Raw genomic sequence first — 24,116 nt, 5'->3', positions numbered from 1 at the left:
CGTGAACGGCCCCAAAGGCCGGCCCGCGCCTCGACCAACTTGCTCTCCTATTCACGCGGGGCGCTTTCTGACCCCGTTCGCGGCGCGCCAGGAAGGCGTTAGCCGCGCGCGCCATATTTGGAATTCATCACACATGTCATTTGTTAATCTCGGGCTTTCGAAGCCCTTGCTCGATGCGCTCGCCGCCAAGGATTACACCAAGGCGACGCCCATCCAGCTCCAGGCCATTCCGACGGTCCTCACCGGCCGCGACCTGCTTGGCATCGCCCAGACCGGCACCGGCAAGACGGCGGCATTCATGCTGCCGTCGCTGCAGCGGCTGGCCGAGGCCAATCGCATGCCCAAGCCCGGCCACGTCCGGATGCTCGTGCTTGCGCCGACGCGCGAGCTTGCTTCGCAGATTGCTGCCAGCGCGCAGACGTACGGCCGCTTCATGCGGTTATCGTCGGGCGTGATCTTCGGCGGCGTTCCCAACGGCAAGAGCGTCCGCACGGTTTCCGCCGGGCTCGACGTGCTCGTCGCGACTCCGGGGCGCCTGCTCGACCTGATCGACCAGCGCGTGCTCAGCCTGCGCGAGCTTGAAATCCTCGTCCTCGACGAGGCCGACCAGATGCTCGACCTTGGCTTCATCCATGCGCTCAAGCGGATCGTCGCGCTGATCCCGCCCAAGCGGCAGACCCTGTTCTTCTCGGCCACCATGCCGCGCGCGATCAAGGAATTGGCGGACCGCTACCTGTCGAACCCGGCCGAAGTCTCGGTGACCCCGGCGGCGACGACGGTCCAGCGCATCGATCAGAGCGTGACCCTGGTCAACCAGAGCGAAAAGACCGCGCTCCTGACGCTGTTCCTGCAGCCGCGTCATGGCGAGCGGACGTTGGTCTTCAGCCGCACCAAGCATGGCGCCGACAAGATCGTGAAGCTGCTTGCAGCGGCCGGGATCAAGGCCAATGCGATCCACGGCAACAAGAGCCAGCCGCAGCGCGAGCGCGCCATCGCCGAGTTCAAGGCCGGCGACGTTTCGGTCCTGATTGCGACGGACATCGCTGCTCGCGGGATCGACATCCCCGGCGTCGCGCACGTCATCAACTACGACCTGCCCGAAGTGCCGGAGCAATATGTGCACCGCATCGGCCGCACTGCGCGCGCCGGCGCCGACGGCAAGGCGCTTGCCTTTTGCTCGCCCGACGAGCGTGGCCTGCTGCGCGATATCGAGCGGCTGACCCGTCAGAAGGTGCCCGTTGCCCCGCTTCCGGAAGGCTTCCTGCAATCGGCGGAGGCGCTCAAGCGCCTCAAGCCGGCCCAGCCCGCGCAACCGGAACGGCAACAGCAGCAGCGCGGACCGCGCTCGCATCGTCCGAACCAGAATCCGGCTCATCGCGGTCAAGGGCCGCGCCCCGAAGGCCAGCGCCGTCGACGCCCGGGCGGCTCCCGCCGCGCCGGCGGTGGCTTCTCGCGCTAAAACGTCTCAGGGGGAGCCCGACGGCTCCCCCATTGAGCGCTCGCCTACGCGCGCGCACGCGTGACTTCCCTGCCGGAATCCCTATATCCGGACCATGGCAGAAGACCCCAACCAGAACGAATATGGCGCCGACAGCATCAAGGTGCTCAAGGGCCTCGACGCAGTCCGCAAGCGGCCCGGCATGTACATCGGCGACACCGATGACGGCTCCGGCCTCCACCACATGGTGTTCGAGGTTTCGGACAATGCGATCGATGAGTCGCTGGCGGGTCACTGCGACCGCATCCTGATCCAGTTGAACCCCGACGGGTCGGTCACCGTCGAGGATAATGGGCGCGGCATTCCCACCGGAATCCATGCCGAGGAAGGGGTGTCCGCGGCCGAAGTCATCATGACCCAGCTCCACGCTGGCGGTAAGTTCGAGAACACGTCCGACGACAATGCCTACAAGGTGTCGGGCGGCCTCCACGGCGTCGGCGTCAGCGTCGTCAATGCGCTCAGCGAGTGGCTCGAACTGACCATCTGGCGCGACGGCGAGGAGCATCAGATGCGCTTCGCCTTTGGCGACGCCGTGTCGCCGTTGAAGGTCACCGGCCCCGCGCCCGACGGCAAGAAGGGCACGCGCGTGACCTTCCTGCCGAGCCCCGCGACCTTCAAGATCACCGAATTCGATTTCGAGAAGCTAGAGCACCGCTACCGTGAGCTCGCCTTCCTCAATTCCGGCGTTCGACTGATCCTTGCCGATGCGCGGCACGAAGAGCGGGTCGAGCATGAATTGTTCTACGAGGGCGGGATCGCGGCCTTCGTGAAATACCTCGACCGCGCCAAGACGCCGCTGTTTCCGGAGCCGATCGCCATTTCCGCAGTGCGCGACGGCATCGGGATCGACGTCGCGCTGGAGTGGAACGACAGTTACTACGAAAACGTCGTGCCGTTCACCAACAACATCCCGCAGCGCGACGGCGGCACGCACATGGCCGCCTTCCGCGCGGCCCTGACCCGCACCATCAACAACTATGCCGAAAAGTCCGGCATGTTGAAGAAGGAGAAGGTCACGCTGACCGGCGACGACATGCGCGAGGGCCTGACGGCCATCGTCTCGGTAAAGCTGCCGGACCCCAAGTTCAGCAGCCAGACCAAGGACAAACTGGTCAGCTCGGAGGTTCGCCAGCCGCTCGAAAGCCTGATGACCGACAAGATGAGCGAATGGCTGGAAGAACATCCGGCCGACGCGCGCTCGATCATCCAGAAGGTGATCGACGCCGCCGCCGCGCGCGAAGCGGCGAAGAAGGCGCGCGAGCTGACCCGGCGCAAGGGCGTGATGGATATCGCTTCGCTGCCCGGCAAGCTCGCCGACTGCCAGGAGCGCGACCCGGCGCTGTCAGAACTGTTTCTGGTCGAGGGTGACTCGGCCGGCGGCTCGGCCAAGCAGGGCCGCAATCGCCACAACCAGGCGATCCTTCCCTTGCGCGGTAAATTGCTCAACGTGGAGCGCGCGCGCTTCGACCGGATGCTGTCCAGCCGCGAAATCGGCACCATCATCCAGGCGCTCGGCACCGGCATCGGCCGCGAGGAATTCAACCTCGAGAAGCTGCGCTATCACAAGATCGTGATCATGACCGACGCCGACGTCGACGGCGCCCACATCCGCACGCTCTTGCTGACCTTCTTCTACCGCCAGATGCCGGAGCTGCTCGAAAACGGGCACCTCTTCATCGCCCAGCCGCCGCTCTACAAGGTCGCCCGCGGCCGGTCGGAGGTCTATCTGAAGGACGACGCCGCGCTCGACGATTACCTGGTCGACGCCGGCATCGACGGCCTGGTGCTGGAGACTGCGGAGGGACCGCGCACCGGCGCTGACCTCAAGGTCCTGGTGGATCATGCGCGCCGGGTCCGGACGCTGATGCGCTACGCGCCGCGCAAATATGATTATGCGCTACTCGAAGGCCTGGCGCTCAATGGCGCGCTCAAGCCCGACCTCAATAAGGCCGGGCGGGAGCAGGCGATCGCGCGTGTGGCCGCGTGGCTCGGGCGGGGCGACCTGGAAGCGACCTGGTCGGGCGAGATCGCGGCCGAGGGCGGCTATTTGCTGCGCCGGCTGTGGCGCGGAGTCACCGACGCGCACATCGTCGAGGACAAGTTCCTGGTGTCGGCGGAAGCGCGCAAGCTCCATGCCCTGGCGGCCGAGCAGATCGACGTCTACGCCAAGCCGTCGTCGATCAAGGTCCTGAAGAAGGGCGCGGCGACCGACGAGCAAAAGCCGGAGCCGATCGACGGTGTGGACGGCGACGAGCAGCCGGCCGACCTGGAGACCAAGGGCAAGACGGCGCCCGTCACGCGCCCGTCCGAACTGCTCGAAGCGGTGCTCGCCGCCGGGCGGAAGGGTCTGTCCATCCAGCGCTACAAGGGGCTGGGCGAGATGAACGCGGAGCAATTGTGGGAAACCACGCTCGATCCCGCCAACCGCTCCTTGCTGCGCGTGCAGGTCGAGCAGGCCGACGTCGCCGACGAGATCTTCACCCGGCTGATGGGCGATGTCGTCGAACCGCGCCGCGAATTCATCCAGGACAACGCCCTCAGCGTCGCCAACCTGGACGTCTAGAGTGACCGTCCACGCCGGCTCCTGCCACTGCGGCGCGGTGACGTTCACCTATGCGAGCGAGCAGCCGCTGGCGGTGCGCGCCTGTCAGTGCAGTTTTTGCCGCAAGCATGGGTCGCGCAATGTCAGCGATGCGCAAGGGCAGGGCGACATTACCGCTTCGTTGCCGCTGACCCGCTATCGCTTTGGCCTTGGAATCACCGATTTCCTGCTTTGCCCGACGTGCGGCAGTTACGTCGCGGCGGTCATGCAGGACGGCGAGCATTGGCTCGGCACCTTCAATCTCAATTGCTTCGACAATCCGCAGCTTGAGCTTACCGCCGAACCGATCGTTTACGACTCGGAAGGCAGCGCCGACAGGATCGAGCGTCGCCGCCGGCGCTGGACCCCGACGCGGATTGCGGAACCGCTGAGCGGCACGGATGCTTGATGCGGCAATGGCCGCCAGCACCATCACCATTGCCAGCTACAACATGCGCAAAGCGATCGGCACCGACCGTCGCCGCGATCCGCATCGCATTCTTGAAGTCCTTCAGGAAATCGATGCCGATATCGTCGCGCTGCAGGAGGCGGACAAGCGTTTCGGCGGGCGCGCTTCGGCGGTGCCGCACGAACTGATCGACGACCATGGCATGTACCAGCCGGTCCATCTGGGCGTTCGCCACAAGCGGCGGATGGAAAAGGCGCGGGCGCACGCCGAACGCTTCCTGAAGGTCAACACGCGCAACATCGGCTGGCATGGCAATGCATTGCTGGTGAAGCACGACGTGCGGATTATGGAATGCGCCGCCCTCGACCTGCCCACGCTCGAACCGCGCGGCGCGGTGATGGCGGAGCTATTGCTCGCGGGCGACAAGCCGGTGCGGGTGATCGGCATGCATCTCGACCTGTCCGGCCTGTGGCGGCGACGCCAGATGCGGGCGATCCTGGAAGCGGTCGCCAAGCGTCCGCAAACCATGCCCACCGTGCTGATGGGCGACACCAACGAATGGCGCAGCGCCGCCGGCTGCCTGATGGACCTGCCGCCGACCTTCCGCATTGCCCAGACGGGGCCAAGCTTCCACGCTCGCCACCCGATGGCGCCGCTCGACCGGATCATCGTCCAGGGCGCGAAGATCGAAGCCGCCGGCGTGCACATGAGCGAAGTCGCCCGCAAGGCGTCCGACCACTTGCCGATCTGGGCGCGGCTGTCGGTCTAGCCGCCGGATATCTTCCGCTGACGACGCCGCTGGACCGATGAGCCGATGCCCATCGATTCGCGATATTTGACGACGGTCCGGCGCGCGCAATCGAAGCCCCGGCGCTTGAGCAGCTCGGCAATCGCATCGTCGCTCAACACCTCGCGCTCAGCGGCGACGATCTCCCTGATGCCCGCCTTCACCGCCTCCGCCGAAGCGCCGTCCCCTGCCGCCGACGCCACCCCAGACCCGAAGAAGTATTTCAGTTCGAACACGCCGCGGTCGCACAGCAGATATTTATTGGTCGTCACTCGGCTGACGGTGGATTCGTGCATCTCGATCGCCTCGGCAATCTCCCGCAGGGTCAGCGGCTTCAGCGCGGCGACTCCATGGTCGAAGAAGCCCTGCTGCCGCTCGACCACCTTGCTGACGACCTTGACGATGGTCCGCGCCCGCTGGTCGAGCGCGCGGACCAGCCAGTTTGCGCTGGCCAGGCACTCGCTCAGCCAAGCCTTCGACTTGCCGTCCTGCGGCCCGCGCTTGAGCTCCTGGTAATAGCGCCGGTTGACCAGCAGCCGAGGCAGCGCAGCACCGTTTAGCTCGACCGCGAAGCCCTTGGCGGTGCGGCGCACAAACACGTCGGGCGCGACTTCCTCCGCAGCGACCGCGCTAAACGCGCATCCCGGCTTGGGATCGTAGGCGCGCAATTCGCGGACCATGTCGTGAAGGTCCTCGTCATCGACCCCGCAGATGCGCTTGAGGTCGCTCATCCGCCCCTTGGCGAGCAATTCCAGATTGTCGATCAGCCGCGCCATCGCCGGGTCGTAGCGGTCGGCAGCCTTGGCCTGCAGCGCGAGGCATTCGGACAGGTCGCGGGCGCCGATTCCGGGCGGATCGAGCGACTGGACCAGGGCCAGCGCCTGTTCGGCCTCGGCCTTCGTTGCGCCCGAATCGCTGGCGATGTCGGATAGCGGCGTCGTCAGATAGCCGGTCTCGTCGAGCTGCTGGACGATGATTTGCGCCAGCAGCGCAATTGTCCCCGACGCGCCGAACAACTGGGCCATCAAATGTTCGCACAGCGACGTTTCGCAGGCCTCCAGCCGGTCGAAATCGAAGCCTTCGCCATCGGTCGACGCGACGGTCACGTCGGTGAAGCTGTCCGTTTCCAGCGCCGCCTGTTCGAAGTCGTAATCGAGCGGCCGATCGTCCTCGGCGGGCCCGGGTTCGTCCGGCGACGGCTCGCTTTCGCCGGGGCCATCGCCGCCCTCTTCACCGGAGGCCATTTCGAGCAGGGGATTGTTCGCCACTTCCTCGGCGATCGCGGCCTCGAGTTCGAGGTTGCTGAGCGTCAGCAGCTTGATCGCCTGCGTCAGCTGCGGGGTCATTACCAGCTGCTGCGATTGGCGAAGTTGGATCGTCGGACCGAGGCCCACTGGCTTACCGGCTCCTAAAGAGCAAAACTCTCGCCAAGATAGAGCCGGCGGACCTCGCTGTCTGCAACCAAGGCTTCGGGCGTGCCCTGGAACAGCACTTGCCCGTCGTAGATGATGCAGGCGCGGTCGACGATATCGAGCGTCTCGCGGACATTATGGTCGGTGATCAGAACGCCGATGTCGCGCTGCTTGAGCTCGCGGACCAGCTCGCGGATGTCGGAGATGGAGATCGGGTCGATGCCCGCGAAGGGCTCGTCCAGCAGCATGATCGACGGGTCGGCGGCAAGCGCGCGGGCGATTTCGCAGCGCCGCCGCTCGCCCCCCGACAGCGCCATCGCCGCGGAATCGCGCAGCCGAGTCAGCCCGAATTCGTCGAGCAACTGGTCGAGCCGGGCGCGGCGGGTCTCGCGGTCGGGCTCCGATACCTCGAGCACCGCCATGATGTTTTGCTCGACGCTAAGCCCGCGGAAGATTGAGGTTTCCTGCGGCAGGTAACCGAGGCCCAGAACCGCGCGGCGGTACATTGGCAGGCCGGTGATGTCCTGCCCGTCGAGCAGGATCCGTCCGGCGTCCGGCCTCACCAGCCCCATGACGGAATAGAAGCAGGTGGTCTTGCCCGCGCCATTGGGACCGAGCAGCCCGACCACTTCACCGCGGTCGACCGACAGGGACACGTCGTGGAGCACCGCGCGGCGATCGTAGGCCTTGGCGATCGAACGCACTTCCAGCCCCGTTCCCACGGTGGCCTGGTCGGCCGGCCGGACCAGCGTGGAAGCCTCGTTCATCGGCTCAGTTGCCGCGCTGCGGGACCGTGAAGTGGCCGGTCACCCGCCCACCGCTCTGCGCAACGCCGGCCGGGCCGCCATCGATGACCGCGCGGCCACTGTCGAGGTCGATCACGAGGCGAGCACCGTTGATGCTCGACCCGGCCCGGTTCAGCTGCACGTCGCCGATCAACGTAATCAGGCGCCGGTCGAGATCGTAGATTCCGAAGTCGCCGCGCGCTGTTTCCGACGGGCTTCGGACAATGACGCCGCCGCTTGCGTCGAGCCGCTGGATCTGGATGCCGCCCGCGCTTGCGTAAGCGACCGTCACGCGCTGCGTGTCCATCGACAGCTCGCCCTGGCGAACCTTTACGTTGCCGGCGAAGATGGCGCGATCGGCGCGATCCTGCACTTCGATGCGGTCGGCGGTGACGTCGACCGGCGCATTGCTGTTGTGGCCCTTCAGCGCCGAAACCGGCGCTTGCGCCTGCGCCAATGCACCGGCGGCGAGGGTTGCCGCGGCGGCAAGGGACAGGATGGTGCGTCGCATCGTCATCATCTGACCGCCCCCTGCACGATTTTCAAGCGAACGCCTTGGTCGAGGACGACCGTGCGTTGGCCAAGGTCGGCGCGCATCCTGCCGGCCTGGAAGTCGCCAAGCTCTATCCGGCCCTGGACGCCGCCGCTGCCGGTGACGGTTCGATCCTTCATGTCGACGCTGACGTTGCTGGTCGTCAGCCGGTAATCGTTGGGCCCGGTCACGCGCACTGGGCCGCTGACCGCAGCCCGTTGTTCGTCGAGATTGTAGCGGGCGAGGTTGGCAACGATGGTCACCGGGCCGTCGGCAAGGCCAAGCCGGGCCATCATCCCGCGAATATCGACGATCGGGTCGTCGGAACTCGGCTGGACCGCGGACCGAGCGAGGATCTGGAAGGGCCGGCCCTGATTGTCCGCCCCGGTGTAGCGCGCCGTGTCGACCCGCATCCGCTCCGGCGCGTTATCGACCTTGTTCTTGTCGAGGATGAAGCTGACGTCCCCGCGCTTGTCGAGCGGCGCGAGCGCAAGGACCGCAATCAGAACCCCGACCGCGGACGGCAGGGCGACCTTGGCAAAGCCGACCAGGCGGTCGTGCCTGCTTCCGGGCACCGCCCAGCGCTGTTTGACCGCGCGTTCTGTCTGGGCCGCCTCGCTCATCCGTCGTGCGCGAAGATGTCCTGGTCGGGCCAGCCGGCGATATCGAGCAGGGCCCGGTGCGGCAGGAAGTCGAAGCAGCCCTGCGCCAGCTCGACCCGGTTTTCGCGCTGCAGCCGCTCGTCCAACTTCGCCTTGAGCTGGTGGAGGTAGCGCACGTCGCTCGCGGCATATTCGCGCTGCGCATCGTTGATCTCGCTCGCGCCCCAATCGCTGGTCTGCTGCTGCTTGGAAATCTCCTGCCCGAGCAGTTCGCGCACCAGGTCCTTGAGCCCGTGGCGGTCGGTGTAGGTGCGCACGAGGCGCGACGCGGTGCGGGTGCAGTAGATCGGACCGGCGACGATTCCGAGGTAGCGAATCATGATCGCGAGGTCGAAACGGGCGAAGTGGTAGAGCTTGAGCCGCTGCGGGTCGGCCAGCAGCGCCTTAAGCCGCGGCGCCGAATAGTCGCTGCCGGGACCGAAGCGGACGAGATGCTCCTCCCCGTTGCCGTCGGAAAGCTGGACCAGGCACAGCCGGTCGCGGCCGGGCATCAGGCCCATCGCCTCGGTGTCGACGGCGATCGGTCCGTCGAACGTGACCCCTTCGGGCAGGTCTTCTTCGTGGAAATGAATGCTCATTCTGCTCGCTTCTGATGTCGCCCCCTGCGCGTTCCCCTGTCGCGGACGGCAGCCTTCGATGCGCCATAGCAGCGACTGCGCCATGGAATCACTAGAGGAGGCAGTATTTTTCCTGTAAGGCGCTGAATGGTGCGTGAGCGAAACGCACGAGGACCGGTTGCGCCTTACTGCCCAGCGCGTTGGTTGTTGTCGAATAGTGGGCACAGGGAATTTGGACGGGCATGGGTTTCGATAGAGGGCGCAAAGGCGATCGTGGCGGTCGCGGCAGGGATAAGCGCGACGGGTTTGGCGGAGAAGACGCCTACAGTGGCGGTGATCGCGGCAGCGGCGGCGGCTTTGCCGATCGCGGCGGTTTCGGTGGTGGCGGCGGCGGCGGCTACGGCCAGCGCCCGGCATTCGGTGATCGTGGCGGCTTCGGCGGCGGCGGGGACCGGTTCGGCGGCGGCGGCGGAGGCGGTGGCTTCCGTGGCGGCGGCGGTGCTGGTGGCGGCGGCTTCGGCGGCGGCGCTGGCGGTGCTGGCCGCGGCATGCCTCCGCAGGTCGTTGGCGAAGGCAAGGGCGTCGTCAAATTCTTCAACCCGGCCAAAGGTTTCGGCTTCATCGTCCGCGATGATGGCGGCGAAGATGTGTTCGTGCACATCTCGGCGGTGGAACAGGCCGGTCTTTCGGACCTCGCCGACGGCCAGCCGCTGGAATTCACGCTGGTCGATCGCGGCGGGCGCATTTCGGCGACGAACATCCGCATCGACGGCGAACCGATGCCGGTCGAGCGCGGCGGCGCCAGTGCCGGCGGCGATCGCGCCGCGGGTGGCGACCGCGGCGGCCCGCAGCGGCAGCTGACGGGTGAAAAGGCAAGCGGTACGGTCAAGTTCTTCAACGCGATGAAGGGCTTCGGCTTCATCCAGCGCGACGACGGACAGCCGGACGCCTTCGTCCACATCTCGGCCGTCGAGCGCGCGGGCATCCCGACCCTCAACGAGGGCGATCGCCTGGAGTTCGAGATCGAGGTCGATCGTCGTGGCAAGTATGCGGCGGTGAACCTTCAGTCTGTCGCCTGACCCACCCACCGGGGCGATAGACCTAGAAACGCCCGTCCGGAGTCGATCCGGGCGGGCGTTTTCGTGTCCGGCTAGGTGACCATGGCCTTCAGCGTCGCAATGCGGTCGGCTTCGTGCGCCGGCTTGTCGGTTCGAATTCGGCTGATCCGTGGGAAGCGCATCGCCAGGCCGGACTTGTGACGGCTGCTTAGGTGCACCGAGTCGAAGGCGACCTCCAGCACCAGCGTCTTCTCGACTTCGCGAACCGGCCCGAACCGCTCGACGGTCTTGTTGCGAACGAAGCGGTCGAGCCATTTCAGCTCTTCGTCGGTGAACCCAAAATAGGCCTTCCCGACCGGCAGCAGCTCGCCCTCGTCAGACCAGCAGCCGAAAGTGTAATCGCTGTAGAAACTGGACCGCTTGCCGGACCCCCGCACCGCATACATCAGCACGCAATCGACCGTCAGCGGGTCGCGCTTCCATTTGTACCACAGGCCGACCCGGCGGCCGGGGACGTAGGGGCTGTCGCGACGCTTGAGCATCACTCCCTCGATCGAGGCGTCGCGGGCGCCGCCGCGGATTTCCTCCAGCGCCTCGAAACTGTCGGCGGCGATGAGCTGCGACAGGTCGAACCGCTGCGAATCGAGCCGGGGCATGAACGTTTCAAGCCGCTGCCGCCGCTCCGCCCATGGCAGGCCGCGCACGTCCTCATCGCCGTCGATCAATATGTCGTAGAGGCGGACAAACGCCGGATATTGCTCGCGCATCTTGCCGCTGACGACCTTGCGGCCGAGGCGCTGCTGAAGGGCATTGAAGCTCGCCGCCGCGCCGCCATGCCGGTCGGCGCCCTGAGCGCTGCCGCGCACCAGCAATTCGCCATCGAGGACGCCATCGGCGGAAAATGCTTCGGCGACGTCGGGGAAGCTCCCCGAAATATCGTCGCCGGTGCGGCTGTAGAGCCGGGTCTGACCGGCGACTCGCACCAGCTGGACTCGGATGCCGTCCCATTTCCATTCGGCCGCATAATCGTCGAGCGACAGTTTCGTCTCTTCGAGCGGGTGGGCGAGCATGAAGGGGCGGAAGACCGGCACGTCGCGAACGGTCGGCTGCGGTCCCCTGCCCTCGGCCCAATCGAACAGTTCCCGATACGGCGCGCCGATGCCGTGCCAGACCTCCTCCACCGCATCGACATCGAGCGAGAAGGCGTCGGCGAGCGCCTGCTTCGCAAGGCGCGCGGAAATGCCGATCCGGAGGTTGCCGGTCGCAAGCTTGAGCAATGCGAAGCGGCCTGACGAGTCGAGATGGTCGAGCATTCCCGCAAGCACGCGCGGCGCATCCATCCGGCTAGCGCTCGCCAGCCGCTCAACCGCGTCCGAGATTCGGATCGTGCCGTCGTCCTGCTCCGGCTCGCCATCGCTTGCGGTCGGCCACAGCAGCGCCACCGTTTCCGCCATGTCGCCGACATAGTCGCGGCTCATGTGGAGCAGCACGGGATCGACCCGTTCCTCGGCAATCGCGCGGATGGCGGCGCCCTTGACGGCGGGGATGCTGAGCGAGCCGGTCAGCGCCGCAAGGGCGATCCCGCGGTCGGGATCGGGCGTTTCCTTGAGGTAGTCGCCGATCAGCTTGAGTTTGGTGTTGCGCGAGCGCGTGTAGACGAGATCGTCGAGCAACTGCGAGAAGGCGCGCATCCGCCCTCAACGAGAGCGCTGCCGTTCAGTTTCGTCGGGTCAGTGCAGCCGCGCCGCGATGACGGCCAGGATTGCCGTCCGATCGGATTTCGAGCGGCTCGCCAGCGCCTCGTCGAAATGCTCGAGGCAGCATTGGGTGCTGACCCTGTGTCCGGGGAGCAGCGCGAGCTGTGCCGAGCGATGCGCGAGCCCCTCCAGCGCATCGAGGCCGCTGTCGGCGGCCGCCTGGCGGATCGCATCCATCCTCGCATAGATGTCCATCGGTGACAGGCGGTCGGCCCGGCTCTGGATGTCGGAGATCCGCTCGCCGAGCTGGCTGTGGCCGGTTAGCATCTTGCTGCCCATTGTCCGCCTCCTGTTGAAGGCAGAGTCGCTCAAAGCGGTTAACAGGCCCTCAACGGCCTCGTTGCCTTGACAAAAATGGCGGCTCCGGCCATGTGGCGGCCGCAAGAGCGGCGCTCCTGAGTGCCGCTTTCTTCATTTCTAGCATTTGGGACGCTTCCGATGGCCAAGCCGGCAACCGTCAAGATCAAGCTCGTCAGCAGCGCCGACACCGGCTTCTTCTACGTGACCAAGAAGAATCCGCGGACTCAGACGGAAAAGATGAGCATGCGCAAGTACGACCCGGTCGTCCGCAAGCACGTCGACTTCAAAGAAGCGAAGATCAAGTAGCCTCTGGCTCGGGCGTCTTCAGGACGCTCTGGGTGCCCAGCAGCTCGTCGACCTGGGCAACGAATTTCGCCACCGAAATCGGTTTGGATACATAGGCTTCCGCGCCGGCCGCGCGGATTCGCTCTTCGTCCGATGCCGCCGCATAAGCGGTCACGGCCATGATCGGCACGGTCTCAAGGTCTTGATCGCCGCGAATCGCCTGGATCAGCTCCAGCCCGCTTACATGCGGCAGCTGGATATCGGTGATGACTAGGTCCGGCCGGAACGCCCGCGCTCGCTCCAACGCCTGGCGGCTGTCCGTCACTGCCTGCGCATCATGGCCATGCGCGGCGAGGAGATCGCAGAACAGCTTGATGTTCAACGCATTGTCCTCGACGATCAAAATCTTGGCCAAGCTGCTTTCCACTCCTAACGCTGACTAATCTAAGCGATGCCGTCTTCATCTCCAACAGACGCGACCGCGCTGGCGTTGACCGCGCTTGCCGCGACACTTTCCGACGAACGAAAAGCACAGCGGTTCCTTGAGCTTAGCGGCCTGTCCCCGGATGAGATGCGGGCCCGCGCCGCGGAACCCGCACTGCTTGCCGCTTTCCTTGCCTTTCTGGAGGCCCATGAGCCCGACCTGCTTGCGGTGGCGGGCGAGATCGGCTGTTCGGCACAGGCGCTGGTAAAGGCCCGCCGGACGCTGGAGGAGGAACAATGAGCAAGACGATCTTCATTACCGGCGCAACGGCGGGGATCGGGCAGGCTTCGGCCAGGCGGTTCGCAAGCGACGGCTGGCGGGTGATCGCGACCGGCCGCCGCGGAGACCGGTTGCGCGCGCTGGCCGACGAACTGGGCGATGCCTGTCTGCCGCTCGAACTGGACATGCGCGACACGGACGCGCTGCTGGAGTGCGCCAAGCTGTCGGGCGAATGGGGCGCGATCGACCTGCTGTTGAACAATGCCGGCCTCGCCCCGCCGATGAGCCCGTTGCAGGACGCCGATTACGCCGGGCTGGAAAACGTCATCCAGACCAACATCACCGGCCTGGTCGCGCTAACCCGCGCGCTGTTGCCCAAACTGGTCGAGCGGAAGGGGGCGGTGATCAACCTGTCCTCGGTCGCCGCGACCTATCCCTACCGTGGCGGCGCGGTCTATGGCGGCAGCAAGGCCTTCGTCCGGCAGTTTTCGCTCGACCTTCGCTGCGACCTGGCGGGGACCGGCGTCCGCGTAACCTCGATCGAGCCGGGCATGGTCGAAACAGAGTTCACCATCGTCCGCACCGGCGGCGACCAGGCGGCATCGAACGCCCTTTATGCCAACATGGATCCGATGTCGGCGGCGGACATTGCCGAGACCATCTGGTGGGTCGCCAACCTGCCGCCGCACCTCAACATCAACACGCTCGAGCTGATGCCAACCAGCCAGAGCTTCGCTGGCTTTGCGGTCGAGCGGAAGGGTTGATTCAAGCGGCGCGACTGGCCACAGGCGAGGGCATGAGCATCGACCAGCGCCTCGCCGAACTCGGCATCACCCTTCCGCAGCCCGCGGCCCCAGTCGCATCCTACGTCCCGGTCGTCGTCGCCGGCGGCTTCGCCCATGTCTCGGGCCAGGTCTCCAACGAGAACGGCCAGATGATCACCGGCAAGCTTGGCGACGGGATGGATGTCGAAGCGGGGCAGAAGGCGGCGCGCGCCTGCGGCCTGATGGTGCTCGCGCAGCTCAAGGCCGCGCTCGGCTCGCTTGATCGCGTCGAACGGATCGTCAAGCTTGGCGTGTTCGTCAATTGCACCCCGGACTTCACCGACCAGCCCAAGGTCGGCAACGGCGCCAGCGACCTGATGGAACAGGTTTTCGGCGAAGCCGGCCGCCACGCCCGCGCCGCCGTCGGTGCGCCGTCGCTGCCGCTCGGGGTCGCGGTTGAAGTGGATGCAATCGTCGCCGTCAAAGCCTAGTTCAGGCGGCGCGGCCTAGCGCCAGCCAAGTGGCCGACCGCGACGACGTCATCGCCCGAATCGCGACGGGTGTTTCCAGCATCGATCCCACCGACTGGGACCGGGTTGCCGGCGCGCATCCCTTCGTCAGCCACGCCTTCCTCGCGGCGCTGGAAGATTCGGGAAGCGTCGGCCCCGGCACCGGCTGGACCCCGGCGCCGATCCTGATCGAAAGCGAGGATGGCCGCATTGCCGCCGCTGCGCCGACCTATCTGAAGACTCACAGCCAGGGCGAATATGTGTTCGACCATGGCTGGGCCGACGCTTGGGAACGGGCCGGCGGCGCTTATTATCCCAAGCTGCAGGTGGCGGTGCCGTTCACGCCCGTCCCCGGGCCGCGCCTGCTCGGCACCCGTCCGCAGCAGCTGCTTTCGGCGCTGGAGGCCGTCGCCACTCAAAACCAGCTGTCATCGGCGCATGTCACCTTCCTCGAGCAGGCCGATGCCGCCGCTTGCCGGGAGCGCGGCTGGCTGATCCGCGACGGCATCCAATACCACTGGTCGAACCGCGGGTTCGGCAGCTTCGACGATTTCCTGCTCTCGCTGAGTAGCCGCAAGCGCAAAGCGATCCGCAAGGAGCGGGCCGCTGCTCGCGAGGGCCTGCAATTCCAGGCGCTGCGCGGCGATGAGATCGGCCCAACCGAATGGGACGCGATGTGGCGCTTCTACCAGGACACCGGCAGCCGCAAGTGGGGCCATCCGTACCTGACCCGCGCCTTTTTCGATCTCATCGGCAAATCGATTGGCGACCGCTTGCTGCTATTCCTCGCCGATCGGGACGGCGTGCCGATTGCGGGTGCGCTCAACGTGGTCGGGCCGGACGCGCTTTACGGGCGCTATTGGGGCGCCATCGAAGACGTGCGGTTCCTGCACTTCGAGCTCAGTTACTATCAGGCGATCGAATGGGCGATCGACCATGGGCTCGATTGGGTGCAGGCGGGCGCCCAAGGCGAACACAAGCTGGCGCGGGGCTATGAGCCGGTCATCACACAGTCGGCGCACTTCATCCCGAATCGAAGCTTTCGCGACGCGATCGCCGACTTCCTCGACCAGGAACGCGCGGCCGTCGCGGTTGAGGCCGGGCTGATGCGGCAGGACCTGCCTTACCGTTCCTCATCTTCGGAATAGAGCGCGACCGAACGGCCGCCGCTGTCGGCCCGGCCCCGGTACATGCCCGGCGTGTTGAACGCGTAGATCATTTCGCCGGCCGCGCTGACGACGATGACCCCGCCTTCGCCGCCGAGCTCCTTCACGTCACGCATGACCGCGTCGGCGGCTTCCTGACCCGACACGCCGGAAAGGCGCATCCGGGCGCAGATTTCGTGCGCGACCCCGGCACGGATGAAATATTCGCCCCAGCCGGTGGCCGACACCGCGCCGGCGCGGTTGTCCGCGTAAGTCCCGGCCCCGATGAGCGGCGAATCGCCGATCCGGCCCCAGCGCTTGCCGGTCATGCCGCCGGTCGAGGTGGCGGCGGCCACATTGCCCTGCCGGTCGAGCGCGACGGCGCCGACCGTCCCATATTTATATTCGATGTCGAGCGCGCTCGCCCGCTTCGACTTCAGCTCGGCAAGTTGCTTGCGGCGAAACTCGGTTTCGAAAAAACTGGGGTCGACCTGCTCGATGCCATGCTCGCGCCCGAAAGCATCGGCTTCGGGACCGCTGAGGAAGACGTGGTCGCTCTCCTCCATCACCGTCCGCGCCAGGCTGACCGGGCTACGGCTGGCGCAGATGCCGGTGACCGCCCCGGCGGAACGATCGCGCCCGTCCATGATCGACGCGTCGAGTTCGATGCGTCCGTCGTAGGTAAGCACGGCGCCGCGGCCGGCGTTGAAGCTCGGATCGTCCTCCAGGATCCGCACCGCCGCTTCGACGGCGGCGACGGCGGTGCCGGCACCGGACAGCACCGCCGACCCCTGCTGCAGCGCGGCATCAAGGGCGGCCCGGATCATACGGTCGCGCTCGAATGAGATTCGTTCCAGTTCGATGACTCCGGCGCCACCGTGAACGACCAGCTTCCAGTCTTGATCAGCCATCCCGTCGCTTTGGCTCGCCGCCCGCCAGTTTAAAAGGGGCAGCGTGCGAAACGATTTGACTCGGCTTCAGAATGATATCAGATTGATATCAAATAAAGGGAGGCACGCATGGCGGAACTGATCGCACTGAGAACATCCAAGGAGCGGGAAGCGTCGTCGCTAAGCGGCTACCCGATGTTGCTCGTCGCCCTGCTCGCGATTGTGATGGCGGTGTACGGAATGACGGGTGTCGGGGAAGGCACCGGCTGGCTTCCGGTCATACTTGTTGTTGTCGGCGTCTTGCTGCTCATCCTGGCCGTTAGCGGCTTCTACATGCTCCAGCCGAACCAGGCGGCGGCAATCACCTTGTTCGGCGATTACCAGGGCACCGACCGCAAAAGCGGCCTGCGCTGGGTGCTGCCATGGCTGATGCGCAAGAAGGTTTCGGTCCGCGCCAACAACTTCATTTCCGAACGGATCAAGGTCAACGACCTGCGCGGCAATCCGATCGAAATGGCCGCGCAGATCGTCTGGCGCGTGGTCGATACGGCGCAGGCCCTATTCGATATCGACGATTATCATGCCTTTGTGCGGGTGCAGGTCGAATCGGCAATCCGCACCATCGGGTCCCGCTACCCCTATGACGATTTCGAGCATCTCGAGGTCACCCTGCGCGGCAATCACGACCAGGTCGGGAGCGAGCTTCGCGGCGAACTGATCGCGCGGCTGTCCGTGGCTGGGATCACCGTCGATGAATGCGGCTTCACCCACCTGGCGTACGCGCAGGAAATTGCCGGGGCGATGCTTCGCCGGCAGCAGGCGCAGGCGGTCGTGGCCGCGCGCAAGACGCTGGTCGAAGGCGCCGTCGGCATGGTCGAAATGGCGCTCGAGATGCTCAGCGACAAGAATGTCGTCGAGCTCGACGACGAACGCCGAGCTGCGATGGTTTCGAATCTGATGGTCGTCCTGTGCGGCGAGCGCGACACGCAGCCGGTGGTCAACACCGGGACGCTGTACCAGTAGGATCTTGGTGACCGACGCCCGCAAAGCCTATCCGTTGCGCGTCGAGCCGGCCCTGTGGGCCGCAGTCGAGCGCTGTGCGGCAAGCGACTTGCGAAGCGTCAATGCGGAGGTCGAGATCCTGCTTCGCGAGGCGCTGGGCGCGCGCGGCATCAAGCTTCACGCGGCAGCGCCGCGAAAGCGCGGCCGCCCGAAAAAGGAACGTTAGGCGGCCGGCAGGATGCCGGTGGCGCGGCCGGCGGCCTCGAACATGCCGAGGATTTCGCCGACCTGCTCGGCCGTATGCTCCGCGCATAGGGAGCAGCGCAGCAGGGTCATGTTGGCGGGTGTCGCCGGCGGCCGGGCGAGGTTGACGTACAGCCCTTCGTGGAGAAGTGCTTCCCACATGGCAGCGCCGCGCTCGAGGTCGGGCATGATGACGGCGATGATCGCCGACTGGGGCTCCTCGGTCCCGAGCTGGAACCCGAGCTGCTTCAAGCCGCCGTGCAGGCGCTTCGAATTTTCCCACAGATGCTCGCGCTTGTGGCGCGCACCCATCAGCTTGCGGATCGAAGTCGCCGCGGTGGCCACGACCGACGGCGGCAGCGAGGCGGTGAACACGTAGGGCCGGCACACCAGCCGCAGGATTTCGAACTTGGGATGGTTGCAAACGCAAAAGCCGCCGACGGTGCCGACCGACTTTGAAAAGGTGCCGATGATGAAATCGACATCGTCGATGACGCCCTGCGCTTCGGCAACGCCCCGCCCGTTCTCGCCGATGAACCCCATCGAATGGGCTTCGTCGACCAGCACCATCGCGCCATTCGCCTTCGCGACGGCGACCATTTCCTTCAGCGGGGCAATGTCGCCAAGCATCGAATAGACGCCTTCGAGGACGACCAGCTTGCCGGCGCCGGCCGGAATCCGCTTCAGCCGCTTTTCGAGCGCTTCGATGTCATTGTGGCGAAACGGGACAATCTGCGCGTCGCCCATCTTGCACCCGTCGTAGATGGATGCGTGGCTGTCGATGTCGAGGACGACATAATCGTCCTTGCCCGCAATGGTGGAAATGATCCCCAGGTTCGCCTGGTATCCGGTCGAAAAGACCATCGCATGGTCCATCGCGTAAAACTCGCGCAGCGCCGCTTCGACTTCGCGGTGGCCTAGGTAGGTCCCATTGAGTACTCGGCTGCCCGTGGTGCCGGACCCGAACTCGTCGAGCGCCTTCTTGCCCGCGGCAATCACATCCGGGTCGAAGGTCATGCCCATGTAATTGTAGGTGCCGAGCAGGATCGTCCGCTTGCCGTTGCAGATGGCGACGGTCGGGCTTTCCACCCGCTCCATGACCAGGTTGAACGGATCGGTGACGCCGCCTTCCAGCAATTGGGCGCGCATCTGGATCAACGGATCGAACTTGGAAAACAGGTCGTTCCCGCCGCCCTCGGGCGCGCCGCCTGCGGTCATCTCCAGGCCGGGATCGGTCACCGTTCCGCCTGCAGCTGCTCGACGGCATCGACCAGTTGGCCGACGGTCTCGATCTCGGCTGCCTTGTTCATGCTGATCAGGATATCGAACTCGTCCTCGACCGAGGCGACGAAATCCATCACCGTCAGGCTGTCCCATTCCAGGTCCTGCTGGAATCGGGTGGCCTCGCTGACCTCGGCGCCCTTCTTATTGAACGGCTCGATCAGCTTGAGGATCTGGGCGTACATTTCGTCTCGGTCGGTCATGGTGAAGTCCCTATGCGGCGGCGGGCGCTATCGCAACGCATTGGGGCGCAAACAGGGCGGGCTACAGCCAGCCTTCGCGCTCGTACCAGCGAGCGGTGTCGGCCAGTCCGGAAGCGGTGTCGATCGCCGCTCGCCACAGTCCGGCTGGCGGACGCATCTCGGCGCTCGCGACCCAATCGGGATGGTTGAAGTAAGCGGCGCGGTCCGGGGTGAGCTTGGCGCGGCCGCGGCGGAAAAGCCGGTCGAGCCGGGCGGCGCCGCGCAACACCGATCCGGGCACCGACAGCGCCACATTCCGCCGACCCACGGCCGCGCCGATCGCGGCCGCCATTTCGCGATGCGACCAGCCTTGGGTCCTGCCGTCGTCCGCTTCGAACATCGCCCGGCTTGGCTGGTCGTGCGTCGCGAGCTTGAGCAGCAAGGCCGCAAGGTCGCCGACGTGGATCATCGACACCCGGCCGGGCGGCGGCAACAGCATCAGGCCGAGCTTGGCCATCTTGAACAGCTCGAGCGTCTCACGGTCGCCGGGGCCGTAAACCGCGGGCGGCCGGACCATCGCCCAGTTGAGCCCCGATTCCCTGACCAATTCCTCCGCCCGCGCCTTCGATGCGCCGTACAGCGAAAGGCCGGGCTCGCGTGCGGCGAGGGATGAAACATGGACGAACCGCTGGGTGCCGGCCGCTGTCGCGGCCGCGAGCATTGTCAGGGTTCCAGCAACATTGCCCGCCTGGAAGCCGGCGGCGTTGGGCGCGTTGATGACTCCTGCGATATGCACGACCGCGTCCGTGTCGCGGACCAATTCGTGCAGCGAATCCGACGATTCGAGCGAGCCTTCCATCCATTCGACGCCAGCGCGGCCTGGCTGTGGGCGGCGGGCGAGCGCCCGGATCTCGTGACCGGCGGCGGTTGCGCCATCGATGAAGTGGGATCCGACGAAGCCGGTGCCGCCGGTGACCGCGAGCTTCAACGCCCCAGACTCACAGTGGCGACCAATCCTGTTCCGGCGCTTCGGCCTCGTCGGCTTTCCGCTCCCAACCGAGCAGCTCGATCAGCCGGTCGAGCAGGGCGTCCATGCCGTCGCCCGAAGCGGCCGATATGACCAGCGGCTCGGGCGCGCCTCCATCGCGAAGCCCCTGCAGCGCTTGCGCCAGCTGCTCCGGCGTGGCTGCGTCGGCACGGCTGAGGGCCAGCACTTCTGCTTTGTCCTCAAGCCCGGCGCCATAAGCGTCGAGCTCGCCGCGCACGACCCGCCAGGCTTCCGCCGGATCGTCCCCCGCGGCGTCGACCAAGTGAAGCAGCACGCGCGTCCGCTCGACATGGCCGAGGAAGCGGTCGCCGATCCCGGCACCTTCGGCTGCGCCCTCGATCAGGCCCGGGATATCGGCGAGCACGAATTCCCGACCCTTGTGCCGAACGACGCCAAGCTGCGGCCGCAGGGTGGTGAAGGGGTAGTCGCCGACCTTGGCGCTCGCGTTGGTGACGGCGTTGAGGAGCGTCGACTTGCCCGCGTTCGGAAGGCCGACCAGGCCGACATCGGCAAGCAGCTTGAGCCGCAGCCAAACGTACATTTCCTCGCCCGGCCAGCCGGTGGTGTGCTGGCGCGGCGCCCGGTTGGTCGAGGTCTTGTAGCTCGCATTGCCTCGACCGCCGTCGCCGCCGCGCAGGAAGACGAGCCGTTCGCCGACCCGGGTCAGGTCGGCAAGCAGGGTCCGGTCCTCGTCGTCGGCGAGCACCTGCGTGCCGACCGGCACCTTGATCACCAGGTCCTTGCCGCCGGCACCGGTTCGGTTCGATCCCGCGCCGCCCTTGCCGCGCGGGGCCCGAAAATGCTGGGTGTAGCGAAAGTCGATCAGCGTATTGAGCCCGGGCACGGCTTCGAAGATGACGTCCCCGCCCTTGCCGCCTTCGCCGCCGTCGGGCCCGCCGAACTCGACGAACTTTTCACGGCGAAAGCTGACGGCGCCGGGACCGCCGTCGCCGGACTTTACGAAAATCTTGGCCTGATCGAGGAAATGCATTGGCGCGGATGTAAGCGCACCCGCGCCAAAGCGCCACCGACGGGGCTAGAAGACCTTGCGGATTTCAAACTCGATCGTGCGGCCCGTTGGGTCCCGATAACCCGGCTGATACTGCAGCGGTGTTTCGCCCAGAGCATTGCGAACCGACTGGCGATCATTGGTCAGGTTGACCGCTTCAAGCGACAGGCGAAGACCTTTCGCCCACTTGGAGCCTGGGATGAACCTTTCGGCGTCCGTGAACAGGCGAAGGTTTACCAGCATCACCGGCGAGAAACGCAGGCGTTCGGTGACCCCGTCGATGCGGCTTTCAAGCTCGCTTGCGCCCCGCCAGGTCAGCCCGATGCGCGCCCCCGTGCCACCCGAGGCAAGGCCGGCCGTCGCATCCAGCTGATGGCGCAGACGCCCGCCGCCGATACCGATCGCGCCGCCGCCCAGAAGGTCGACCGGGTCCAGCTCGGGGCGGATCCGGATTTCGTTCGAAAAGACCATCGAATGGTTGGCGCTTAGCTGGAGAATGGTCCTCGGCAGCGGCGGGCGCATTCCAGGCTTGCGCACCACCGCCGGCGCCGTGCCCAGGGGCTTGCTCATGCTCAGGCCCCAGCGCAGCCGCTTTTCGCGCTCGGATTCGAAATTGACCGGGCGCAGGTCGACGGACGTCAGCACGCCATCGGCATTGCGAACGAACCGGTCAGGGAAAGCGAGGGTCACCGCAGCGCTGGCCTCCGGCAGCGCCGAGATGAAGTTGCGCCGATCGGTGTCCGTATACTCGGCGTTCAGTTGCAGCTCGATGCTTGGAATCAGGCGAACCAGCCCGGTCAGCCGCCGAATGGTCGTCGACTCCGGCTTCAAGTCCGGGTTGCCGCCACTGATCTGAATCACGTCGGTCGTGGCGCCGGTCAGCGGATCGAAGACGCGAACACCAGGAACGACGATCACAGGGTTGCCGAGCGTCTCGATCAGCGCTGGCATTTCCTTCTTTTCGATCGACCCGCGCAACCGGAAGCTGATGCTCGGTTCCCAGGTGAGGCCAAGCGAGTGCCGGGTCAGCGTGCCGGCATCGGAAAAGTGGGTCGCGCCAAACTCCACCGACGCATCGAGGTTGCCCAGCTTGGACAGCACTTGGCCCTCGCGGCTGGCCAGCGGCACTTCCAATGCGCCGCGGACGCCTTGTTCGGAGCGCCGGTACTTGCGCAAGTCGCCGCCGGTGAAGCTGCTTTCCGAATCGATCGCGTACCAGGCGACCTTGCCCTCGACGGTCGCCCGGATGGTCCCGGCCGGAAGCTCGCCGGCCGGCCCGGTCAAGGTCAGCTGCGACAGCGTCGTGCGCGTACGCGTAACCGCGCGATCGTCTTCGATGTGGATGAAGTCGTCGAAGTCGGCCGTGAAGGGATTGAGCGTATCGGCCACCAGGACGGGTGCGAACGTCGATTGACGCTGGCTGTCCAAGACCGACTTGGCGCGCAAGTGGCGGGCCACGAGCGTCCCGGTCCAAAGTCCGACATTGGCGTTGAGCGTCGCGCTGCCTTCGCCGGAATCAGAGCGGCTGCGAGAGCGAAAGGGCGTGGTGCCGTAAGCGGCCAGCGCGACATCCTGAGTGAATGGCGAAAAGGTGTTGGCCTCGTTGATCGCGACGAGAACGCTAGGGAGTCCCCGGCTCGACTTGCTGGTGCTGCGGCTGAACCGGAGCGTCGACGAACCCGTCAGCCAGGGCGACAAGCGCGTGCCGAAGGTGCCGTTCAGATCGTAATTGCGAAGGCCCGGCAGCAGCGTCCGAAACGCGCCAAGGTCGGTGATCGCGGCCTGGTTCGCCCCTGCGGCAAAAGCGCCAAGGCCGAAATTGTCGCCGCCGGGCACTGCCGCAACGGTTACCGGCGTGCCGGCGATGGCGCTCAGCGCGGGGTCGATCTCGCCTGCCAGCGCCGGGTAGGCGATGATGTTTCCGCCTTGGGCGAACGGGTAGTTGGCGGCGGGTTGAACGATGCCCCGGTCGCTTTCGAACAGCGCGCTCTGGTCTTCGATCCGGAACGACAGGTTTGCGCGGGTGGACCCACGAATATGCGTGAAGATGGAATCGCCGCGATCCGCGGTAAATTCCCCCTCGGTTGCGAGCCTGTGGGCGGCGCTGACCGTGACGCTGCGCAGGCGGTCTTTCAGCGTCAGGCTGAGCACGCGCTGGCTGGCCGAGCCGCCCCGGCCGACGGCCGAGCCGCGTGGCAGCACTTGGGCTGCGCGCAGCGCCTCGATCGGGAAGTCGCCGATGTCGCCGGCGCCGCTTACCCGTTCGCCGTTGACGAAAATGAGCGGTTCATCGCCGTCGCCGGCGTCGCCAGCGAGCTCGCCGATGAGTTCATCGATGGTGTTCGCGCCGAAACCTCGAATTTCGTCTTCGTCGAGGTTGCGTTCCGGAATGACGCCCTGGAGGCGGCGGCCAATGACGATAATCTCGTCGCGATAGGGATCGCGCGGCTGCGACGCTTGGACTTCGGCGGCCGCGGCGCCGATGTCGGCCCGTCCCGGCATGGCCACGCTGCTGAGCAGCAGTACGCCCGCGACGCGGCGCCAGGTCAGCCGATGGCCGGTGTCTTGGATCATTTGCCTGCCCCCCCAGAAAAGGCCGCAACATCGCTAATGCGTTTACGTTAACACGGCCCTCGCGCTGCCCTGCCTGGCACCGGGGGTGCCAGACAGAGAGCTCACGCGCGGTTCTGGGCCGCAGTGAAAAAACCCGGAGAGGA

At 66.1% G+C, this 24,116-nt stretch carries 26 protein-coding genes; 12 read left to right on the top strand and 14 right to left on the bottom strand.

Translation table 11 applies throughout. The features are described 5' to 3' along the window. Positions 1 to 133 precede the first annotated feature (133 nt). The 4 genes from G7078_RS00950 (at position 134) to G7078_RS00935 (ending at position 5,257) form a co-directional block, all read left to right on the top strand. Complete coding sequence (locus tag G7078_RS00950; RefSeq protein WP_166092069.1) at positions 134 to 1,459, top strand: DEAD/DEAH box helicase; 1,326 nt, start codon at positions 134 to 136, stop codon at positions 1,457 to 1,459. A gap of 94 nt (positions 1,460 to 1,553) precedes the next feature. Continuing rightward, positions 1,554 to 4,061 carry a DNA topoisomerase (ATP-hydrolyzing) subunit B gene (gene gyrB, locus G7078_RS00945; RefSeq protein WP_166092067.1) on the top strand — a complete coding sequence of 836 codons (2,508 nt, stop codon included), beginning with the start codon at positions 1,554 to 1,556 and terminating at the stop codon, positions 4,059 to 4,061. 1 nt (position 4,062) lies between these two features. Beyond that, a complete protein-coding gene (locus tag G7078_RS00940; RefSeq protein ID WP_166092065.1) occupies positions 4,063 to 4,488 on the top strand; it encodes a GFA family protein in 426 nt (141 codons plus the stop codon). A gap of 7 nt (positions 4,489 to 4,495) precedes the next feature. Continuing rightward, positions 4,496 to 5,257 carry an endonuclease/exonuclease/phosphatase family protein gene (locus G7078_RS00935; protein ID WP_166092063.1) on the top strand — a complete coding sequence of 254 codons (762 nt, stop codon included), beginning with the start codon at positions 4,496 to 4,498 and terminating at the stop codon, positions 5,255 to 5,257. On the opposite strand, the gene rpoN is transcribed toward G7078_RS00935, so the two are convergent. From rpoN to G7078_RS00910, 5 genes are read right to left on the bottom strand one after another with little or no spacing between them, the layout of a single operon-like run. Then, positions 5,254 to 6,669, bottom strand: coding sequence for an RNA polymerase factor sigma-54 (rpoN, locus tag G7078_RS00930; RefSeq protein ID WP_166092060.1), 1,416 nt, complete (start codon positions 6,667 to 6,669; stop codon positions 5,254 to 5,256). The two genes, G7078_RS00935 and rpoN, sit on opposite strands and share 4 nt — an antisense overlap. Before the next feature lie 14 nt (positions 6,670 to 6,683). Beyond that, positions 6,684 to 7,454, bottom strand: a complete 771-nt coding sequence (lptB, locus tag G7078_RS00925; protein ID WP_166092058.1) for an LPS export ABC transporter ATP-binding protein — start codon at positions 7,452 to 7,454, stop codon at positions 6,684 to 6,686. 4 nt (positions 7,455 to 7,458) lie between these two features. Further along, a complete protein-coding gene (locus tag G7078_RS00920) occupies positions 7,459 to 7,992 on the bottom strand; it encodes an LptA/OstA family protein (protein WP_343037796.1) in 534 nt (177 codons plus the stop codon). Continuing rightward, on the bottom strand, positions 7,989 to 8,627 hold the full coding sequence (lptC, locus tag G7078_RS00915) for an LPS export ABC transporter periplasmic protein LptC (RefSeq protein WP_166092056.1): 639 nt from the start codon (positions 8,625 to 8,627) through the stop codon (positions 7,989 to 7,991). Before lptC ends, G7078_RS00920 begins: the two co-directional genes overlap by 4 nt. Continuing rightward, a complete protein-coding gene (locus tag G7078_RS00910; RefSeq protein ID WP_166092054.1) occupies positions 8,624 to 9,244 on the bottom strand; it encodes a ribonuclease D in 621 nt (206 codons plus the stop codon). Before G7078_RS00910 ends, lptC begins: the two co-directional genes overlap by 4 nt. Positions 9,245 to 9,465: 221 nt before the next feature. Between G7078_RS00910 and G7078_RS10955 the strand changes: the two genes are divergently transcribed. After that, positions 9,466 to 10,302 carry a cold-shock protein gene (locus G7078_RS10955; RefSeq protein ID WP_166092052.1) on the top strand — a complete coding sequence of 279 codons (837 nt, stop codon included), beginning with the start codon at positions 9,466 to 9,468 and terminating at the stop codon, positions 10,300 to 10,302. A gap of 71 nt (positions 10,303 to 10,373) precedes the next feature. Here the strand turns inward: G7078_RS10955 and G7078_RS00900 are convergent, their stop codons facing one another. Further along, positions 10,374 to 11,972: a cisplatin damage response ATP-dependent DNA ligase gene (locus tag G7078_RS00900; protein ID WP_166092049.1), complete on the bottom strand. Its 1,599-nt coding sequence runs from the start codon at positions 11,970 to 11,972 to the stop codon at positions 10,374 to 10,376. Between the two features lie 39 nt (positions 11,973 to 12,011). Then, the gene (locus G7078_RS00895; protein ID WP_166092047.1) at positions 12,012 to 12,317 is read right to left on the bottom strand and encodes a hypothetical protein; all 306 of its coding nucleotides are present in this window, start codon (positions 12,315 to 12,317) and stop codon (positions 12,012 to 12,014) included. A 159-nt stretch (positions 12,318 to 12,476) separates the two neighbouring features. Between G7078_RS00895 and rpmG the strand changes: the two genes are divergently transcribed. Next, the gene (gene rpmG, locus G7078_RS00890; protein WP_166092045.1) at positions 12,477 to 12,644 is read left to right on the top strand and encodes a 50S ribosomal protein L33; all 168 of its coding nucleotides are present in this window, start codon (positions 12,477 to 12,479) and stop codon (positions 12,642 to 12,644) included. On the opposite strand, the gene G7078_RS00885 is transcribed toward rpmG, so the two are convergent. Beyond that, positions 12,637 to 13,029: a response regulator gene (locus G7078_RS00885; protein WP_166096004.1), complete on the bottom strand. Its 393-nt coding sequence runs from the start codon at positions 13,027 to 13,029 to the stop codon at positions 12,637 to 12,639. The genes rpmG and G7078_RS00885 overlap by 8 nt on opposite strands. A gap of 45 nt (positions 13,030 to 13,074) precedes the next feature. Here G7078_RS00885 and G7078_RS00880 point away from each other — a divergent pair, with 45 nt between their 5' ends. Genes G7078_RS00880 through G7078_RS00865 form a run of 4 tightly spaced genes read left to right on the top strand, consistent with a single transcriptional unit; the run spans position 13,075 to position 15,747 of the window. After that, complete coding sequence (locus tag G7078_RS00880; protein ID WP_166092043.1) at positions 13,075 to 13,347, top strand: DUF3572 family protein; 273 nt, start codon at positions 13,075 to 13,077, stop codon at positions 13,345 to 13,347. Continuing rightward, complete coding sequence (locus G7078_RS00875) at positions 13,344 to 14,090, top strand: SDR family NAD(P)-dependent oxidoreductase (protein ID WP_166092041.1); 747 nt, start codon at positions 13,344 to 13,346, stop codon at positions 14,088 to 14,090. Before G7078_RS00880 ends, G7078_RS00875 begins: the two co-directional genes overlap by 4 nt. Before the next feature lie 32 nt (positions 14,091 to 14,122). Beyond that, positions 14,123 to 14,581, top strand: a complete 459-nt coding sequence (locus tag G7078_RS00870; RefSeq protein WP_166092039.1) for a RidA family protein — start codon at positions 14,123 to 14,125, stop codon at positions 14,579 to 14,581. A gap of 29 nt (positions 14,582 to 14,610) precedes the next feature. Beyond that, entirely contained in the window at positions 14,611 to 15,747 is a 1,137-nt protein-coding gene (locus tag G7078_RS00865; protein ID WP_166092037.1) for a GNAT family N-acetyltransferase, read from the top strand. On the opposite strand, the gene G7078_RS00860 is transcribed toward G7078_RS00865, so the two are convergent. Further along, positions 15,723 to 16,655 (bottom strand): isoaspartyl peptidase/L-asparaginase family protein, encoded by a 933-nt coding sequence (locus G7078_RS00860; protein WP_166092035.1) that lies wholly within the window; start codon positions 16,653 to 16,655, stop codon positions 15,723 to 15,725. The two genes, G7078_RS00865 and G7078_RS00860, sit on opposite strands and share 25 nt — an antisense overlap. A gap of 108 nt (positions 16,656 to 16,763) precedes the next feature. Between G7078_RS00860 and G7078_RS00855 the strand changes: the two genes are divergently transcribed. Next, entirely contained in the window at positions 16,764 to 17,657 is an 894-nt protein-coding gene (locus tag G7078_RS00855; protein ID WP_166092033.1) for an SPFH domain-containing protein, read from the top strand. Between the two features lies 1 nt (position 17,658). Beyond that, positions 17,659 to 17,862: a type II toxin-antitoxin system antitoxin gene (locus G7078_RS00850; protein WP_425505263.1), complete on the top strand. Its 204-nt coding sequence runs from the start codon at positions 17,659 to 17,661 to the stop codon at positions 17,860 to 17,862. Here G7078_RS00850 and spt read toward each other — a convergent pair. From spt to G7078_RS00825, 5 genes are all read right to left on the bottom strand, one after another. Beyond that, positions 17,859 to 19,097, bottom strand: a complete 1,239-nt coding sequence (gene spt / locus G7078_RS00845) for a serine palmitoyltransferase (protein WP_166096001.1) — start codon at positions 19,095 to 19,097, stop codon at positions 17,859 to 17,861. The genes G7078_RS00850 and spt overlap by 4 nt on opposite strands. 17 nt (positions 19,098 to 19,114) lie before the next feature. Continuing rightward, complete coding sequence (locus G7078_RS00840; RefSeq protein WP_166092029.1) at positions 19,115 to 19,363, bottom strand: acyl carrier protein; 249 nt, start codon at positions 19,361 to 19,363, stop codon at positions 19,115 to 19,117. A 61-nt stretch (positions 19,364 to 19,424) separates the two neighbouring features. Then, a complete protein-coding gene (locus G7078_RS00835; RefSeq protein WP_166092026.1) occupies positions 19,425 to 20,330 on the bottom strand; it encodes an NAD-dependent epimerase/dehydratase family protein in 906 nt (301 codons plus the stop codon). Positions 20,331 to 20,340: 10 nt separating this feature from the next. After that, positions 20,341 to 21,381 carry a GTPase ObgE gene (gene obgE / locus G7078_RS00830; RefSeq protein ID WP_166092024.1) on the bottom strand — a complete coding sequence of 347 codons (1,041 nt, stop codon included), beginning with the start codon at positions 21,379 to 21,381 and terminating at the stop codon, positions 20,341 to 20,343. 45 nt (positions 21,382 to 21,426) lie between these two features. Continuing rightward, positions 21,427 to 23,973, bottom strand: coding sequence for a porin family protein (locus tag G7078_RS00825; protein ID WP_166092022.1), 2,547 nt, complete (start codon positions 23,971 to 23,973; stop codon positions 21,427 to 21,429). Positions 23,974 to 24,116: the final 143 nt, after the last annotated feature.

Origin of the sequence: Sphingomonas sinipercae, assembly GCF_011302055.1 — a bacterium.
GTDB classification, from domain to species: domain Bacteria; phylum Pseudomonadota; class Alphaproteobacteria; order Sphingomonadales; family Sphingomonadaceae; genus Sphingomicrobium; species Sphingomicrobium sinipercae.
The sequence above is the reverse complement of the archived record's forward strand: the minus strand, read 5'-3'. Positions and strand labels throughout refer to the sequence as shown.